At 70.0% G+C, this 16,345-nt stretch carries 17 protein-coding genes; 12 read left to right on the forward strand and 5 right to left on the reverse strand.

Annotated elements, in window-relative coordinates; all coding sequences use genetic code 11:
* Positions 1 to 23: 23 nt before the first annotated feature.
* Together ACL03I_RS11645 and accA are read right to left on the reverse strand one after the other, a co-directional pair.
* Positions 24 to 1,373 carry an acetyl-CoA carboxylase biotin carboxylase subunit gene (locus ACL03I_RS11645; protein ID WP_355077908.1) on the reverse strand — a complete coding sequence of 450 codons (1,350 nt, stop codon included), beginning with the start codon at positions 1,371 to 1,373 and terminating at the stop codon, positions 24 to 26.
* 10 nt (positions 1,374 to 1,383) lie between these two features.
* Positions 1,384 to 3,072, reverse strand: coding sequence for an acetyl-CoA carboxylase carboxyl transferase subunit alpha (gene accA, locus ACL03I_RS11650; RefSeq protein WP_412805884.1), 1,689 nt, complete (start codon positions 3,070 to 3,072; stop codon positions 1,384 to 1,386).
* A 198-nt stretch (positions 3,073 to 3,270) separates the two neighbouring features.
* Between accA and ACL03I_RS11655 the strand changes: the two genes are divergently transcribed.
* The 7 genes from ACL03I_RS11655 to ACL03I_RS11685 are packed head-to-tail and all read left to right on the forward strand — an operon-like array spanning position 3,271 to position 9,888.
* On the forward strand, positions 3,271 to 4,539 hold the full coding sequence (locus ACL03I_RS11655; protein ID WP_364431470.1) for a beta-ketoacyl-[acyl-carrier-protein] synthase family protein: 1,269 nt from the start codon (positions 3,271 to 3,273) through the stop codon (positions 4,537 to 4,539).
* Positions 4,536 to 5,774, forward strand: a complete 1,239-nt coding sequence (locus tag ACL03I_RS11660; protein ID WP_379253178.1) for a ketosynthase chain-length factor — start codon at positions 4,536 to 4,538, stop codon at positions 5,772 to 5,774. The genes ACL03I_RS11655 and ACL03I_RS11660 overlap by 4 nt, the downstream gene beginning before the upstream one ends.
* Complete coding sequence (locus ACL03I_RS11665; RefSeq protein WP_355077911.1) at positions 5,771 to 6,025, forward strand: acyl carrier protein; 255 nt, start codon at positions 5,771 to 5,773, stop codon at positions 6,023 to 6,025. The genes ACL03I_RS11660 and ACL03I_RS11665 overlap by 4 nt, the downstream gene beginning before the upstream one ends.
* Positions 6,022 to 6,960 (forward strand): aromatase/cyclase, encoded by a 939-nt coding sequence (locus tag ACL03I_RS11670; RefSeq protein ID WP_412805872.1) that lies wholly within the window; start codon positions 6,022 to 6,024, stop codon positions 6,958 to 6,960. Before ACL03I_RS11665 ends, ACL03I_RS11670 begins: the two co-directional genes overlap by 4 nt.
* Entirely contained in the window at positions 6,957 to 7,883 is a 927-nt protein-coding gene (locus tag ACL03I_RS11675) for an MBL fold metallo-hydrolase (protein ID WP_412805873.1), read from the forward strand. Before ACL03I_RS11670 ends, ACL03I_RS11675 begins: the two co-directional genes overlap by 4 nt.
* Positions 7,880 to 9,124: an FAD-dependent oxidoreductase gene (locus ACL03I_RS11680; protein ID WP_364431457.1), complete on the forward strand. Its 1,245-nt coding sequence runs from the start codon at positions 7,880 to 7,882 to the stop codon at positions 9,122 to 9,124. The genes ACL03I_RS11675 and ACL03I_RS11680 overlap by 4 nt, the downstream gene beginning before the upstream one ends.
* Positions 9,125 to 9,126: 2 nt before the next feature.
* A complete protein-coding gene (locus ACL03I_RS11685) occupies positions 9,127 to 9,888 on the forward strand; it encodes an alpha/beta fold hydrolase (protein ID WP_397276794.1) in 762 nt (253 codons plus the stop codon).
* A 91-nt stretch (positions 9,889 to 9,979) separates the two neighbouring features.
* Here ACL03I_RS11685 and ACL03I_RS11690 read toward each other — a convergent pair whose 3' ends face one another.
* The gene (locus ACL03I_RS11690; protein ID WP_355077916.1) at positions 9,980 to 10,345 is read right to left on the reverse strand and encodes a winged helix-turn-helix transcriptional regulator; all 366 of its coding nucleotides are present in this window, start codon (positions 10,343 to 10,345) and stop codon (positions 9,980 to 9,982) included.
* A gap of 103 nt (positions 10,346 to 10,448) precedes the next feature.
* Here ACL03I_RS11690 and ACL03I_RS11695 point away from each other — a divergent pair, with 103 nt between their 5' ends.
* Positions 10,449 to 10,943: a luciferase domain-containing protein gene (locus ACL03I_RS11695; protein WP_355077917.1), complete on the forward strand. Its 495-nt coding sequence runs from the start codon at positions 10,449 to 10,451 to the stop codon at positions 10,941 to 10,943.
* A gap of 29 nt (positions 10,944 to 10,972) precedes the next feature.
* Entirely contained in the window at positions 10,973 to 11,407 is a 435-nt protein-coding gene (locus tag ACL03I_RS11700; RefSeq protein WP_355077918.1) for a lipocalin-like domain-containing protein, read from the forward strand.
* Here the strand turns inward: ACL03I_RS11700 and ACL03I_RS11705 are convergent.
* Positions 11,368 to 11,835: an acetyl-CoA carboxylase biotin carboxyl carrier protein gene (locus ACL03I_RS11705; protein WP_379253169.1), complete on the reverse strand. Its 468-nt coding sequence runs from the start codon at positions 11,833 to 11,835 to the stop codon at positions 11,368 to 11,370. The two genes, ACL03I_RS11700 and ACL03I_RS11705, sit on opposite strands and share 40 nt — an antisense overlap.
* Before the next feature lie 15 nt (positions 11,836 to 11,850).
* Positions 11,851 to 12,633 (reverse strand): SDR family NAD(P)-dependent oxidoreductase, encoded by a 783-nt coding sequence (locus ACL03I_RS11710; RefSeq protein ID WP_412805874.1) that lies wholly within the window; start codon positions 12,631 to 12,633, stop codon positions 11,851 to 11,853.
* 173 nt (positions 12,634 to 12,806) lie between these two features.
* Here ACL03I_RS11710 and ACL03I_RS11715 point away from each other — a divergent pair, with 173 nt between their 5' ends.
* From ACL03I_RS11715 to ACL03I_RS11725, 3 genes are all read left to right on the forward strand, one after another.
* Positions 12,807 to 13,226 (forward strand): nuclear transport factor 2 family protein, encoded by a 420-nt coding sequence (locus tag ACL03I_RS11715; RefSeq protein ID WP_355077921.1) that lies wholly within the window; start codon positions 12,807 to 12,809, stop codon positions 13,224 to 13,226.
* 26 nt (positions 13,227 to 13,252) lie between these two features.
* On the forward strand, positions 13,253 to 13,861 hold the full coding sequence (locus tag ACL03I_RS11720; RefSeq protein ID WP_355077922.1) for a malonic semialdehyde reductase: 609 nt from the start codon (positions 13,253 to 13,255) through the stop codon (positions 13,859 to 13,861).
* 123 nt (positions 13,862 to 13,984) lie between these two features.
* Complete coding sequence (locus tag ACL03I_RS11725) at positions 13,985 to 16,156, forward strand: ArnT family glycosyltransferase (RefSeq protein ID WP_412805875.1); 2,172 nt, start codon at positions 13,985 to 13,987, stop codon at positions 16,154 to 16,156.
* Positions 16,157 to 16,345 lie beyond the last annotated feature (189 nt).

A 16,345-nucleotide genomic window follows, 5' to 3' on the forward strand; every position in this document is an offset into this window, starting at 1 on the left:
GGCCGGGCGAACCTCCGGCGCGCTCATCCCCGCCCGAGGAGCTCGTCCACCAGCCCGGTGGTGTGCGTGGCGGCGCGCATGGCTGGATGGTCGAGCACCTCGTACAGGAAATCCCGGGTGGTCGCGACGCGGGCGCCGGAAATCCGGAATTCCGCCAGCGCCCGCCGCATCCGGGCCAGCGCCCGGTCCCGGTCCGGCGCCCACACCACCAGTTTGGCCAGCAGCGAATCATAGTGCGGAGGTATCGAATAACCGGCGTGCGCATGGGTGTCGACGCGGACGAAGGGGCCGCCGGGCGGGGTGAATTCCGCCAGGATTCCCGGAGCGGGCGCGAAGTCCGCGGCAGGGTCTTCGGCATTGATCCGGCATTCGATCGCCGCGCCGCGCAGGACGATATCTTCCTGATCGATGCCGAGTGGTTGCCCCGCCGCGACTCGAATCTGCTCGGCGATGAGATCTATACCTGTCACCATTTCGGTGACCGGATGTTCGACCTGAATTCGGCAGTTCACTTCCATGAAATAGTAATTGCCGTCCCGATCGACCAGGAATTCCACGGTTCCCGCGCCGGTATACCCTGCCTCGAGCACACCGTGCACGGCGGATGCGCCCATTTGCTCGGCCAGACCGTCCGGCAGCAGCGGGGCAGGCGATTCCTCGATCAATTTCTGGTGCCTGCGCTGCACCGAGCAGTCGCGTTCACCCAGGTGCACGCCATTGCCGTAGGCATCGCACAGCACCTGGATCTCGACGTGTCTGGCGGCGGCGAGGTACTTCTCCAGGTACACCCGGCTGTCGCCGAACAGCATCCGCGCCGTCGCCCTGGTCTCCTGATAGGCGCGCGGGAACGCCGCACTCTCGTGCACCACCTGCATGCCGCGCCCGCCTCCGCCCGCGGCCGCCTTGACGATCACCGGGTAGCCGATCGAATCCGCGAGCGCGTGCGCCTCGTCGAGTTCGAGCGGATCGAGGCTGCCCGGCAGCAGCGGCAGTCCCGCCTTCGCCATCAGCGTGCGCGCCGACTGCTTGTCGCCGAGCTGGGCCATCACGTCGGCGGGCGGCCCGATCAACGTGACGCCCGCCGCCCGGCACGCATCGGCGAAATCCGGTGACTCGGAGAGGAATCCGTATCCGGGATGGATCGCGTCCGCGCCGGTGAGCTCGGCGGCGGCCAGGATCGCCGCGGCGTTCAGATAACTGCGCTTGGCCGCGGACGGGCCGATCTGCACCGCCTCGTCGGCGAAACGCACCACCGCCGACTCGGCGTCGGCGACCGAGTGCACCGCTACGGTGCGCACGCCGAGTTCGCGGCAGGTGCGCGCGACGCGCAGCGCGATCTCACCACGGTTGGCGATCAGGATCTTCTCGAACATGGCGCCACTCCTACGCGACCGACCGGACCAGGACCTGCCGCCGCGCGCCGAAGCGCCGGAACCGGGCGCGGCGCTCGTCGGCCAGCTCCGCACCGGTGCGACCGGACAGTTCGCCGAGGGTCGCGGTCAGGGCCCGGTGCAGCTGTTCGGCCGCGGCCACGGGGGCCGCGCCCACGTCGTCGCCCGGCTCGGGCAGCACCGCGTCGACGACACCGAGACGCAGCAGGTCCCGCGCGGTCAGCGACAGCGCGGCCGCGGCCTCCGGTGCGGCGGCGGGATCGTTCCACACGATCGCCGCGCAGCCTTCCGGGCTGATCACCGAGTACGTGCCGTTCGCGAACATCAGCACCCGGTTTGCGACGCCGAGCGCCAGGGCCCCGCCGCTGCCGCCTTCGCCGATCACCACGCTGATCACCGGCACCCGCAGCGCGGACATCAACCGGATGTTCTCCGCGATGACGATCGCCTGCCCCTGCTCCTCGGCGGTCGCGCCCGGATACGCGCCGGGCGTGTCGATCAAGGTGACCACGGGCAGCCCGAGCTTCTCGGCCAGGCGCATCAGACGAGCCGCTTTGCGATAGCCGGCCGGAGTCGGCATGCCGAAGTTGCGTTCCATCAGCTCCTTGGGGTCGTGTCCTTTCTGGTGGCCGATCACCATGACCGGCCGCCCGCCGAGCCACGCCGTTCCGCCGACCACCGCGGCGCAATCGCCGGAGATCCGGTCGCCGCGCAGCTCGCGGAACTCGTCGAAGGCGAGTGCGAAGTAGTCCAGCGCGGTCGGCCGCTGCGGAGACCGCGCCCGGCGCACTTGTGTCCAGGGATCGGTCGCGGGAACGCGGGCCGGATCGGTGATCACGCCCGCGTCGGCGGGGACGAAGGTCTCGGCGGAATCGACCGGCCCCGCGGCCCGCAGCAGTGCGCCGAGCGCCTGGCGCAGGCCCGCGCGCGGCACGATCTTGTCGATGAGCCCGCGTTCCAGCAGGAATTCGGCGGTCTGGAACTTCGGCGGCAATTCCTGCCGGATGGTCTGCTCGATCACTCGCCGTCCAGCGAACCCGAGCCGGGCGCCCGGTTCGGCGATCAGCACGTCGGAAAGGGTGGCGAAGGAAGCCGCGACGCCGCCGTAGGTTGGGTCGGTGATCAGGGTGACGGTGAGGATGCCCGCCCGGTCCAGTTGCTCCAGCGCCGCGCTGGTCTTGGCCATCTGCATCAGCGACAGCGGGCCCTCCTGCATCCGGGCGCCTCCGGAGGCGGTGACAATGATCAGCGGAACACGTTGGGCCAGAGCGGTTTCGGCGGCAACGGTGATCATTTCGCCGACCGCGGTGCCGAGGCTGCCGCCCAGGAAGCGGAAGTCCATGGCGGCGATCACCACCGGCCTGCCCTCGATCGCGGCCAGCGCGCACAGCACCGCGTCGTGCATGCCGGTGCGGGAGCGCGCGGCGGCCAGCCGGTCCGGGTAGGGCTTGGTGTCGGTGAAGGTCAGCGGGTCTTCGTCGGTGGCGGCGACCGGCAGCGACTCGAAGCGTCCCTCGTCGGCGAGCTGCTCGATGCGCTGCCGCGCGGTGATCGGCGTGTGCCTGCCGCATTCGCCGCAGACGCCGAGGTCGCGGGCGAACCGCTTGCCGTACAGCGGGATCAGGCATGCCGGGCAGAGCACCCAGTCCGCGGCGCCGTGCTGGCCGTGTGCTGACTTCATCACGCGTGTCTCCTGTGCTCGGGAACAGGTGATCGATCCGGGCGGCGCCGGCCGGGCGATCACAACGACAGCCTGCGCCCCACCGCTCGAGAACAACTCGACTCGCTCGCTCGAGCGAGGTTCGAGGACCGTCCCCGATGCTCGATCGCACCATCGAAGGGAGAACGCCATGAACACCAATGCATCCGGTGGTGTGCGATGAGCCGCCGCGTTGTCGTCACCGGGCTCGGCGTCCGCGCGCCCGGCGGGTCGGGCAAGGACGAGTTCTGGAAGCTGCTGTCCGAGGGCCGCACGGCGACGCGCCGGATCTCGTTCTTCGACGCCTCGCCGTACCGGTCCCAGGTGGCCGGCGAAGCGGACTTCGACCCGGCGCTGGAAGGGCTGTCCCCCAGGGAGATTCGGCGCATGGACCGGGCTGTGCAGTTCGCCGTGGTCTGCGCGCGGGAGGCGGTGGCCGACAGCGGGCTCGACCTCGCGACGGTCGATCCGCACCGGCTCGGCGTGAGCCTCGGCAGTGCGGTCGCCGCGGCCACCAGCCTGGAGCGCGAATACCTGGTGCTGTCGGACTCCGGGAAGAACTGGCTGGTCGACGAGACGTATCTCTCTCCGCACATGTTCGACTACATGATCCCCAGCGTGATGCCCGCCGAAGTGGCCTGGAGCGTGGGCGCCGAGGGACCGGTGGCGATGGTCTCCAACGGATGCACCTCGGGACTGGACTCGGTGGGCCACGCGGTGCAGCTGATCCGCGAGGGCTCCGCCGACGTCATGGTTGCGGGCGCGTCGGACACCCCCATCACACCGATCGTGGTGGCCTGCTTCGACGCGATCAAGGCGACCACCCCGCGCAACGACGAGGCGGAGGTGGCCTCACGGCCGTTCGACAACTCGCGCAACGGGTTCGTACTCGCCGAAGGCGCCGCGATGTTCGTGCTGGAGGCGTACGAGAGCGCGCGCAAGCGTGGCGCGCACATCTACGCCGAGATATCCGGGTACGCGACCAGGTGCAACGCCTACCACATGACGGGCCTCAAGGCCGACGGCCGCGAGATGGCCGAGGCGATCCGGGTCGCGCTCGACGAATCCAGGATAGACCCGACCGGTGTGCACTACATCAACGCGCACGGCTCCGGCACCAGGCAGAACGACCGGCACGAGACCGCGGCGGTGAAGCGCAGTCTCGGCGCGCACGCCTACGCCACGCCGATGAGCTCGATCAAGTCGATGGTCGGGCATTCGCTCGGCGCGATCGGCTCGGTCGAGATCGCCGCCTCGCTGCTGGCGCTGGAATACCAGGTGGTGCCGCCGACGGCGAACCTGCACGAACCCGATCCCGAATGCGATCTGGACTACGTGCCGCTGGTCGCCCGCGACCATCGGATGGACACCGTGCTCACAGTGGGCAGCGGGTTCGGCGGCTTCCAGAGCGCGATGGTGCTGCGCAAGGCGGAGGCGGTGGCGGCATGATCCTCGTGACCGGAATGGGAGTGCTCGCGCCGAACGGCATGGGCGTGGAGCGTTTCTGGGACGCCGTGCTGGCCGGGCGCGGCGGGATCGCGCCGCTCACCCGGTTCGACACCAGCGGCTCGTCGGCGCGACTGGCCGGACAGGTGGCCGATTTCGACGCCGGTGAGCACCTGCCGAGCAGGCTGCTGCCGCAGACGGACGTCTCGACCCGGATGGCGCTGGTCGCCGCGCAGTGGGCGCTGGACGACGCGAAGGTCGACACGGCGACGATGACCGACTACGACATGGGCGTGGTGACCGGAAACGCTTCCGGCGGTTTCGAGTTCACCCATCGCGAATTCAACAAGCTGTGGTCGCTCGGCTCCGAGCACGTCAGCGTGTACGAGTCCTTCGCGTGGTTCTACGCGGTCAACACCGGCCAGATCTCCATCCGGCACGGCATGCGCGGACCGAGCAGCGCCTTGGTCGCCGAGCAGGCGGGCGGACTGGACGCGATCGGCCACGCGCGGCGCACCGTGCGGCGCGGGACGCCGCTGGTGGTCACCGGCGGCGTCGACTCGGCGCTGGACCCGTGGGGCTGGGCCTCGCATCTGTCCAGCGGCGGGGTGAGCGCCGCGACCGACCCCGACCGCGCCTATCTGCCGTTCGACGCCCGCGCCGCCGGCTACGTGCCCGGTGAAGGCGGCGCGATGCTGGTCGTGGAGGACGCCACCGCCGCGCGTGCCCGTGGGGTGCCCAAAGTGCACGGTGAGATCGCCGGCTACGCCTCGACCTTCGACCCGCCGCCCGGTTCCGGTCGTCCGTCGGGCCTGCGCCGCGCCGCCGAACTCGCGCTGGCCGACGCCGGGATGACGCCCGGTGACATCGACGTGGTGTTCGCCGACGCCTCCGGCATACCCGATCGCGACCGCGACGAGGCCGCCGCCATCGAGGCGCTGTTCGGGCCGGGCGGCGTTCCGGTCACCGCGTCGAAACCGCTGACCGGACGCCTGTTCTCCGGTGCGGGTCCGCTCGACGTCGTCACCGCGCTGCTGGCCATGCGCGACTCGGTGATCCCGCCGACCGCCCGCACCTCCACGCTCGCCGAGGATTACCGGATCGATCTGGTTCTCGGCGCCCCGCGCTCCGCCACCGTCGGCGGCGCGCTCGTCCTGGCACGCGGGCGCTGGGGTTTCAACTCCGCGGTCGTCGTGCGCGCCGTGTCCGATCGAGATCTGCCGAGGAGCGAATCATGACCATGACCATCACCGAACTACGCCGCATTCTGGTGGACTGCGCGGGCGGCGAGGACCTCGCCGAACTCGGCGGCGACATCGCCGCCGTGGAATTCGAGGAGCTGGGCTACGACTCGCTCGCGCTCATCGAGACCGCGGCGCGGATTCAGCGCGATTTCGGCGTGACGATCCCGGAGGAAGAACTCGTCGAGGTCAAGACGCCGCAAGAGCTGGTCGACATCGTGAACGCCCAACTGCGCGGTGCGGCATGAGCGGCGAAGTGATGTCCCACAGCAGGGTGGTGCAGGCCGCCCCGGACGTCGTCTACGGTCTGGTCGCCGACGTGACCAGATGGCCGGTGATCTTCGAGCCGAGCGTGCTGGTGCGCCACCTGCACCAGGGGCCGGACGAGGAGCGCTTCCGGCTGTGGGCGACCGTCGGCGGCGCGGTGAAGAACTGGACGTCGCGGCGGGTGCTGGACGCCGAGCAGCGCCGCATCGTGTTCGAGCAGGAACGCAGCCAGGCGCCGTTCGCGTCGATGGGCGGCGGCTGGTCGTTCCGCGAGATCGGTCCCGGCGCGACGAAGGTCACCTTGGACCACCACTTCGCGGTGGTGGACGGGGCCGATGCCGCGCAGGTCGCCGCGTCGGTCGATCGCAACAGCGTGGTCGAGCTCGCGGCGCTGGCCCGCGTCGCCGAGCTCGGCCACCCGGTGGACGAGGTGATCCACACCTTCCAGGACACCGTGACGCTGGAATGCTCGTCCTCCGAGGCGTATGACTTCGTCTACCACAGCGAACGCTGGCCCGAGCAGGTGCCGCACGTCGGCCGCATCGAGCTCACCGAGGATGCCGATGGCGTGCAGCTGATGGAGATGGACACGGTGACGGCGGGCGGGATCCCGCACACCACGAAGTCGATCCGGGTGTGTGTTCCCGGCGAACGAATCGATTACAAACAGTTGGTGCCGCCCGCGATCCTGTTCGGCCACAGCGGTGCGTGGGAATTCGCCGAGGGTCCGGACGGCGCGGTGGTGACCGCGCGGCACACGGTCGCGATCAATCCCGAGGCCGCGCGCGAGATCCTCGGCGCGAACACCGATCTCGCCGACGCCCGCGCGTACCTCACCGAAGCGCTGTCCGCCAACAGTCGCAACACGCTGCGGTGCGCGGAACGCTGTGCCGCGACGACGAAGTCACCGACATGACCGCCACCGAGACGACCGCGACGCCGCGCGTACAGGAGATCGCCGACGGCGTCCACGCCTACACGCACAGCCGCGGCGGCTGGTGCGTCAGCAACGCCGGCGTGCTGACCGGGCCGGACGGCGCGGTGGTGATCGACACGCTGGCGACGGAAGGGCGCACCCGGGCACTCGTCGAGTTCGTCGACGGGCTGGGTACCGGCCCGGCCCGCGTCATCGTGAACACCCATCACCACGGCGACCACAACTTCGGCAATCACCTGTTCGGCCCGGCCGCCGTCGTCGTCGGCCACGACCGGATCCGGCCGGAGATGATCGAGACCGGCCTGGCGCTGACGAAGCTGTGGCCGGATGTCGAATGGGGCGATGTGCGGGTCACGTTGCCGAGCATCACGTTCAGCTATCACCTGACCTTGCACCAGGGCGAGCGCCGGGTGGAGCTCATTCACTTCGGCACCGCCGCGCACACCACCAACGACGTGGTGGCGTGGCTGCCCGAGGAGCGCGTGCTGTTCGCCGGAGACCTGGTGATGGCGGGCGCTGCGCCGTTCTGCCTGATGGGGTCGGTCAGGGGTTCCGTCAACGCGATCCGGCGGCTGGCCGCGCTGGGCGCCGAGACGGTCGTCGCCGGACACGGCCCCGTCACCGGACCTGAGATCTTCGACCAGACGCTGCGTTATCTGCGCTGGGTGCAGGACCTGGCCGTGGAGGGACGCGCACTCGGGCTGACGCCGCTGGCGATCGCGCTGGAGGCCGATCACGGTGAGTTCGCCGACCTGGTCGACCAGGAGCGGTTGGTCGGCAACCTGTATCGCGCCGATGCGGAACTGTCCGGCGGCGAACTCGGCGAGCCGCTGGACGTGCCGGCGATTTTCGACGAGATGGTGCTCTACAACGGCGGGCAGGTCCCCACATGCCTGGCGTGAGCACCGAATCCGTGCGGGTCTGCGTGATCGGCGGCGGCCCCGCCGGATTGATGACCGGCCTGCTGCTGGCGCGTTCCGGCGTGGAAGTGCTGGTGCTGGAGAAGCATCCGGACTTCCTGCGGGATTTCCGGGGCGACACCGTGCACACCTCGACACTGCTCGCGATGAACGAACTCGGCTTGGCCGAGGAATTCCTCGCGCTGCCGCACGTCGAGCTGCCCCGGCTGCCGATGGCGACCGCCACCGGTCCGGTGGTGTTCGCCGACTTCAGCTCCCTGCCCGGGCCCTTCCCGTTCGTGGCGTTCATGCCGCAGTGGGATGTGCTGAATTTCCTCGCCGAGGCGGGCGGGCGCTACCCCGGCTTCCGGTTGGTGCAGGAAGCGGAGGTCACCGAGCTGATCCAGCGCGGCGGTGCGGTGGCGGGCGTACGCGCCGAGACCGCTGACGGTCCGCTGGAGGTCAGCGCCGACCTGGTGATCGCGGCCGACGGGCGGCACTCGATCGTGCGCCGATCGGGGCTGCTCGAGGTCGCCGCCAGCGCGGCGCCCATGGACGTGCTCTGGTTCCGCGTCGGCAAGCCGGAGGGCGAGCGCCTGCCCACCGTGCGCAGCGGGAAGGGATTCTTCATCGTCTGTATCGATCGCGGTGACTATCTCCAGGTCGCGTACATGATTCCGAAGGGCGGCTTCGCGACGATCCGGGCGGCGGGGCTGGCGCGGTTCCGTGCGGATCTGTCCGGCATCTATCCCGTGCTCGCGCCGTGTCTGGAGGCAGAGATCCTGGACTGGGACGACGTGAAACCCCTCGACGTCCGGGTGGACCGGCTGCGCCGCTGGTACCGTCCCGGGCTGCTGGCGATCGGGGACGCGGCGCACGCGATGTCCCCGGCGGGCGGGGTGGGCATCAATCTCGCGGTGCAGGATGCCATCGCGACCGCTCGCCTGCTGGCGCCGATCCTCGCCGCGGGCGCGACCGCGTCCACGACGCAGCTGCGCACCGTTCAGCGCCGCCGCGAATTCCCGATGCGCGTGGTGCAATTCGCGCAATTGCACTTGCTGTCGGACCTCTACCCCAGTGCGGGACGGCCCGGGACCGACAAGCCGCTGCTGGTGCGGCTGCTGCGCCGTTTCCCGCGCCTGCCCCGGCTGGTGGCCAGGGTGATCGGCCTCGGCATCCGCCCGGAGCCGGTGCCGACCGCGACCGAAACCGTCACGACTCTAACGAAACTCAGGGAGAACTGATCGTGTCGACCTACCTGCTCATTCACGGCGCCTTCCACGGCGGATGGGTCTGGCAGCGGGTGACTCCGCTGCTGGAAGACGCTGGTCACCGCGTGCTGGCCCCCTCGCTGGTCGGTCTGGGCGACCGCGCGCACCTGCTGACCCCGGATGTCGGGCTCGACACCCATGTTCAGGACCTGATCGAGCTGGTCACCGCAGAGGACGCGACCGAAGTCGTCCTGGTGGGTCACAGCTACGGCGGCATCGTCGTCACCGCGCTGGCCGACGCCGTGCCGGACCGCATCGCCGAACTCGTCTACATCGACACGTTCGTGCCGCGCGACGGCGAGGCGGTGGCCGACATCATGCCGGGCATGGTCGATGCCTTCGCCACCGCGGCGGCCGCAACCGGCGACGGCTGGCTGGTGCCGCCGCAGACCGAACCGACCGGCGACGGCGGCCTCTACGGCGTCACCGAGGAACCCGATCTCGGCTGGCTGGCGTCCATGCAGACGCCGCAGTCGCTGAAGACCTTCCAGCAGCCGATGACACTGACGAATCCCGCCGCACTGGCGAAAATTCCGGTGACGCACGTCCACTGCGGCGAAGGCGGCGAGGACTTCAAGGCGATGCGCGCGGCCATGCCCCGCACCCTGCCACCGGCCGATCTGCCTCCCGACCGCCTCCATGTACTCCCCACCGGGCACGACTGCATGATCACGATGCCGCGCGAGTTGGCCGGATGCCTGCTCGAACTCGCCGCTCGACCAGCGCCCGCACCGTAGCGCCACCGCGCTCGGCGCTCGTCCGCGATGGCCGGCGCAGTGGCAGCGGCCGCCCTGGACCACGGATCACTCGTGTCTTCGGTAGGGCGGATCAGCCCGGGGTCTCTCCCGAGTCATAGGCGGCGCGGGCCGCGAGGACCTCGCCGAGGTGTTCGGACGACCAGGTCACGATGCTGCTGAACACCGGGGTGAGCGTTCTGGCCAGTGGGGTCGCCTCGTATTCGACGCGCGGCGGGACCTCGGGGTGGTAGGTGCGCGCGACCAGGCCGTCGCGTTCGAGCTGGCGCAGACGCTGGGTGAGGACCTTGGGTGTCAGGCCGGGAATGCGCTGTTGCAGTTCGGTGAAGCGCAGCTTGCCGTCGTGGGTGAGCACCCAGAGCACCTGGGTGGACCAGCGGCCGAACACCAGGTCGATGACGGGTGTGATCGGACAAGGGTCGACCGGCGCGGTTGTCATACGTCCTCCCGGTAAGTCACTTTCCCCTTGGTTACTACTATACTTTGGAAAGTAATGTGTTTCCAGGGGTCGCGAATACGCGAAATCCGAAGGGAGCACAGTCATGACGACGACAACAGTGGACGGCCGCCTGGATCTGCCACGGCGCTCCGGTGACCGGCCGCGCACTCGTGCGCACAATCCGCACCAGCAACTCGACCAGATCGCTCCGCCGGAGTTGCAAGAGGAGCTGTGGTCGCGGATGACCACGCTCGACGGCGTTCTGCTCGGCCGCAGTGGAGTCTCCCTGCCCGACACCCGGGCCCTGCACCTGCGGCCGACGATCGCCCATGGACCCGGCGAGGCGTATCTCGCGGGCACCGAATTCGCCCACCTGCACGGGCACGGGGACGGCAGTCTGCACATGTGCCTGCCGAAAGACACTGTGGCGCAGTCGATTCGGTTGGGCTGGGCGGAGGCGCATCCGATGGCCCGGCGGGGATACCTGCCCGGGACGCTGGTGATGGTGTACGGGCCGCGCGATCGCGAGGAGCTGGACGTCGTCTGGCAGCTGGTGCGGGCCAGTCACCGCTTCGCCCGGCAACCGGCTACAGCGTGATTAGAGCGGCGGCCGCCATCGTCGGTGTCATGAACGCAACCGATCTTGTCGGCACCTGGGAACTGGTCTCCTACTACGACATCGACGAGCAGGACGTCACCAGCACGGGCCCGCTCGGCGACGCACCACGCGGCCTGCTGATCTACGGCGCGCACGGTTACATGTCGGTGAGCATGATGCGCACCGACGGAGCCAAGGGAGCCACCCCGTTCATGGGGTACGCGGGCACCTGGCGGCGCACCGGCACGGAGGTGGTGCACGCGATCAGCGTCTGCTCCAACCCGGCTTGGGCGCGGACCGAGCAGGTGCGGCAGATGTCGCTGAACGGCGACGTGCTGACGCTCATCGGCGCCGCACAGGTCGGCGGGCGGACACAACGCCGGGTGCTCACCTGGCGTCGCGGCCGCCCGCTCGAAACACACCGTCATTCCGGCGAATACGAGAACAGGGGCTCGTCGAATTGAACCGGTTCGCCGTCTTCCTTGAGGATCCCGGTGATCACGCCCGCCTGCGCCGTCACCGGGATCATCAACTTCATCGCCTCGACGATGCCGACCTGCTGCCCGGCGCTCACCCGTTCGCCGACCTCGACGAACGGGTCCGCGCCCGGCTCAGGGCATCGGTAGAACACGCCGACACTGGGCGCGCGGACGACCGCGCCGAGCGCGGGAGCCTCCGGCGCGGCGACGGCTTCCACCGCGGCCGCCGCGATCGGTGCGGGCACGGCCGCCCACTCGGCCTCGACGGTCACCTCCCCCACCTGGAAGCGCAGTGCGCTCGGCTGCTGCGGAAAGCCCGCGAGCAGCTGCAACGCGCCGGTCTGGATCGCCTCCAGCACCCGCAGATAGTCCTCGTGTCCGGTGGTGGGGACGTTCTCCTCCACTGCGGTCATTGCCGTCACTCCTTGTCAGTAATTACCCAGGCCGCCACAGACGTTCAGCGCCTGCGCGGTGACGGCGCCCGCTCCGGGACCGATCAGATAGTCGACCATCGCCGCCACCTCGAACGGCTGCACGTAGCGGCCGATCGGCACTCGCGCGCTGACCCGGGCGTGCACCTCGTCGGTGTCCACGCCCCACAGCCCCGAATACACCTCCCGCACCCGCTCGGCCATCGGCGTCTCCACGAATCCGGGGCACACGGCGTTCACGGTGATCCCGGTCTTGGCCAGCTCGAGGCCCAGCGCTTTGGTGAAGCCGACCACGCCGTGCTTGGACGCGGAATACGGGGCGCCGTGCACCACGCCCTGTTTACCGCCGGTGGAGGCGATGTTGACGATGCGGCCGCTGCCGCGCTCGAGCATGCCGCCCGCGTTCAGCGCCGCCTTCGTCATCAGGAACACGCTGTTGAGATTGGTGTTGATCACGTCGAACCACAGTTCGTCGGTCACCTGCGCGGTGACGCCGCCGCCGCTGCGGCCCGCGTTGTTGATCAGGATGTCGATCGGGCCGTAGCGCCGCACACCCGCGTCGACGTACTCGCGGACCTGCGCGGCGTCGGCGACGTCGCAGACGGTGCCGTCCACCTCGTGACCGTCGTCCTGCAGACTCTTCACCGTGTCGGTCACCCGCTGCTGATCGCGAGCGCAGAGGAACACCGCGATCCCCTGGGCCGCCAGGCTTTTGGTGATCTCCAGGCCCATTCCGCTGGTCGCTCCGGTGACCAGCGCGACGCGCCGATTTTCCGCCATGACTCCTCCATCGGTCGAACTTCCGAACTCGCCGGGCTTCTCGACCACCAGGGTCGACCCGCGTCCTATAGATCCGGTCAACCGCGGACGACGGAGATCGGCTCAACCGAGGCTCTAGCGGCGTGGACCACGCTGGCGTGCAGCCGAGCCCCGCCGCGACCACAGGAGCAACCATGACCACCGTCGCCAGCCGCACCGAGTTGTACGCCGAGGTCCAGCAGTTCTACGCCGAACAGATGCAGCGGCTGGACAACCGCGACATCCCCGGCTACGCCGCGACTTTCACCGAGGACGCGGAATTCGAGCACACACCGGGCATTCCGCCGGCCCGGACCAGGGCCGGGATCATCGCCGACCTGGTCGAGTTCCACAAGCGCTTCGAAACCGACCCGATGCAGCGCAGGCATTGGTTCAACATGATCAACCTGCAGCCGCAGGACGACGGGACCATCGTGTCCACCGCCTACTGCCTGGTGGTGAAGATCCGCCCGAACAGCAAGCCGGAGATCGCGCCGAGCTGCGTCGTGCACGACGTGCTCGTCCGCGCCGACGGCGCCTTGCTGACCCGGTCGCGGCGCGTCGTCCACGACTGATCCGACCACTATCGAGGAGAAACCCTGTGAACTCCGTTCAGCCGGATTTGCTCACGCTCGCCGCCGACGCCGGGGACCTGCTGTTCCGGGAGGCCCGCACGGCGAACGCCTTCACCGACGAGCCGGTCACCGACGAGCAGATCCGCGCGATCTACGAGCTGGTCAAATATGGACCGACCTCGATGAATCAGCAACCGCTGCGGATCGTTCTGGTGCGCAGCCCCGAGGCCAGGGCCCGGCTGGTCACCCACATGATCGACAACAACAAGCCGAAGACGGCCGCCGCGCCGCTGTCGGCGATCCTCGCCGCCGACCTGAATTTCCACGAGCACCTGCCCACGGTGTTCCCGCACGCGCCGGAGGCCAAGGACTACTTCGCGGACGCCGACTACCGCGCGGAGTCCGCGCGCTTCAACGCCCTGATCCAGATCGGCTACTTCATCCTCGGCGTCCGTGCCGCCGGTCTGGCGGCGGGCCCGATGAACGGCTTCGACGGCGCGGGCCTGGACGAGGACTTCTTCCCCGGCGGCGAATACACCGGCCTCGTCGTGGTCAATATCGGCAAGCCCGGCCCGAACGCGTGGTTCCCGCGTTCGCCGCGACTGGCGTACGAGGAGGTGGTCAGCACGGTGTGATCCCGCCGAGCGAGTGACGAGGGCCGCTCGGCCGCACAGCGCACTCCCAGGTTTGCCCCAGCTTGCGGGCAGGCTGCCTTCCTAGCCTTCGAGCAGAGGTTCAGACGAAAGGAAGGCGAAATCATGGCGCTGATCACGAGCGTCCCGCCGGGCGTCGCGGCCGACGAGCGACTCGTCGGCGCCCATCGCGCACCGGCACGCCGGTCCCGGGCGGGTCGCGTGTTCTTCGGGCCCGCGACCCAACCGCGATGGGCGCGCCCGGCGTTGTTCGCGCTGCTCGGCGCGACCGCGGTGCTGTATCTGTGGAATCTGACGATATCCGGTTGGGCGAACGAGTATTACGCCGCCGCGGCGCAGGCGGGCACGCAGAGCTGGAAGGCACTGCTGTTCGGCGCGCACGACGCGGGCAACGCGATCACGGTGGACAAGCCGCCCGCGGCGCTATGGGTGATGGGGCTGTCGGGGCGGCTGTTCGGATTCGGCTCGTGGTCGCTGCTTGCGCCGCAAGCGTTGATGGGCGTCGGCTCGGTGGCCCTGCTGTACGCCGCGGTGCGGCGGTGGAGCGGGCCCGGCGCGGGCCTGCTGGCGGGTGCGGCGCTGGCGGCGACTCCCGTCGCCGCGTTGATGTTCCGCTTCGACAACCCGGACGCGCTGCTGACCCTGCTGTTGATCGCGGCGGCCTACTGCACGGTGCGGGCGATCGACTCGCACGACCCGCGCTGGCGTTCGGTGAGCACCGGCTGGCTCATGCTGGCCGGTGTCGCCATCGGTTTCGCGTTCCTGACCAAAATGATGCAGGCGTTCCTGGTCCTGCCCGCCCTGGGTTCGGTCTTCCTGGTCGTGGGCGCGGGCGGATTCTGGTCCCGCATCGGCAAATTGGTCACCGCGTGCGCGGCCATGGTGGTCGCGGGCGGCTGGTACGTGCTGCTGGTGGAGTTGTGGCCCGCGGATTCGCGCCCGTACATCGGCGGGTCGACCGACAACAGCCTGTGGGAACTGGCGCTCGGCTACAACGGCATGGGCCGGTTGCTCGGCGGCAGCGGCAATCCGAGTGGAGGGGGCTCCGGCGGCCCCGGCGGTGGCGGGGGCATGGGCGGCGCGTTCGGCGGCGACACCGGCCTGGCCCGGCTGTTCAGCGGCACCATGGCGACCGAAGTGTCGTGGCTGCTTCCGGTCGCGCTGATCGGCTTGGTCGCCGGGCTCTGGCTGAGTGGCCGCGCGCCACGCACCGATCGGCTGCGGGCGGGGATGATCCTCTGGGGCGGTTGGTCGCTCGGTACCGGCCTGGTCTTCAGCTACATGAGCGGCATCATCCACCCGTATTACACGGTGGCCCTGGCGCCGGGCGTCGCCGGTGTCGCGGCGATCGCGGTGACGCAACTGTGGCGGCGGCGCGGGCACGTGACGGCCAGGATCACCTTGGCACTGCTGTCGGCGGTCACCGGCGCCTGGGCTTTCGTGTTGCTGAACCGCACGCCGGACTGGCTGCCGTGGCTGCGCTGGACCGTAGTGGCCGCGACGGCGATCGCCACGGTGGCGCTGCTGGTCGGCGCGCACCGGTCGCGCCGGATCGCCGTCGCGATCGCGGCGACGGCGTTGCTCGCCGGATTCGCCGGGTCGACGGCCTACGCGGTCGAAACGGTCACCCACGCGCACAGCGGCGGCATTCCTACCTCCGGGCCCGCGCAGGCGGGTTCCATGGGCGGGCCCGGTGCGGGCGGAGCCGGTGGTCCGGGCACGGGAGCGGACGACGGCCGCGCCGAGGCCGCCGACGGAGCGTCCGCGGCCGGCCGCGCGGCTCCTCCCGGCACAAGCCGGCCGACCGGAGACGCGGCTCCCACCGGCAGCGAACTGCCCACCGGAGACATGGCGGCCGACGGCGGCATGCCGACCGGTGACGGGGCTCCCACGGGCGGAGCTCCCGGCGGCGGTGGACCGGGCGGCGGCGCCGACAACGCCGAGCTGAACGCCCTGCTGAAGAAAACCGACAGCCGGTGGTCGGCGGCGAGCATCGGCTCCGGCACCGCGTCGAGCTTGGAATTGCGCACCGGCACGTCGGTGATCGCGATCGGCGGCTTCAGCGGCGGCGACGACGCGCCGACATTGGCTCGGTTCCAGCAGTACGTGGCCGATGGCGAGGTGCACTGGTTCATCGCGCAGGGGCAGGGCATGCGGCCCGGCTCCGGGGACGAGAAGTCGGCCGCGGACGAGATCGCCGAGTGGGTGAAGGCGCACTACACCGCGAAGACGGTCGGCAACGCCACGGTCTACGACCTGACCGCACCCACCAGCTGACGATTCCGATCCCCGCCGACGGAGTATCGGGGGGGGGCGCCCCCCCCCCCCCCCCCCGGGGGGGGGGGGGGGCCCCGGGGGGGCCCCGAAAAAACACCCATTTTAGCACGGGGGGGCCGGGCGGGGGGGCCGAAAATGGGTGATTTACCGGCGCCCCACCGACCCCCCCCGGCGCCAGCGGGGGGAGCC

Source organism: Nocardia sichangensis, from assembly GCF_047200615.1.
GTDB classification, from domain to species: domain Bacteria; phylum Actinomycetota; class Actinomycetes; order Mycobacteriales; family Mycobacteriaceae; genus Nocardia; species Nocardia sichangensis.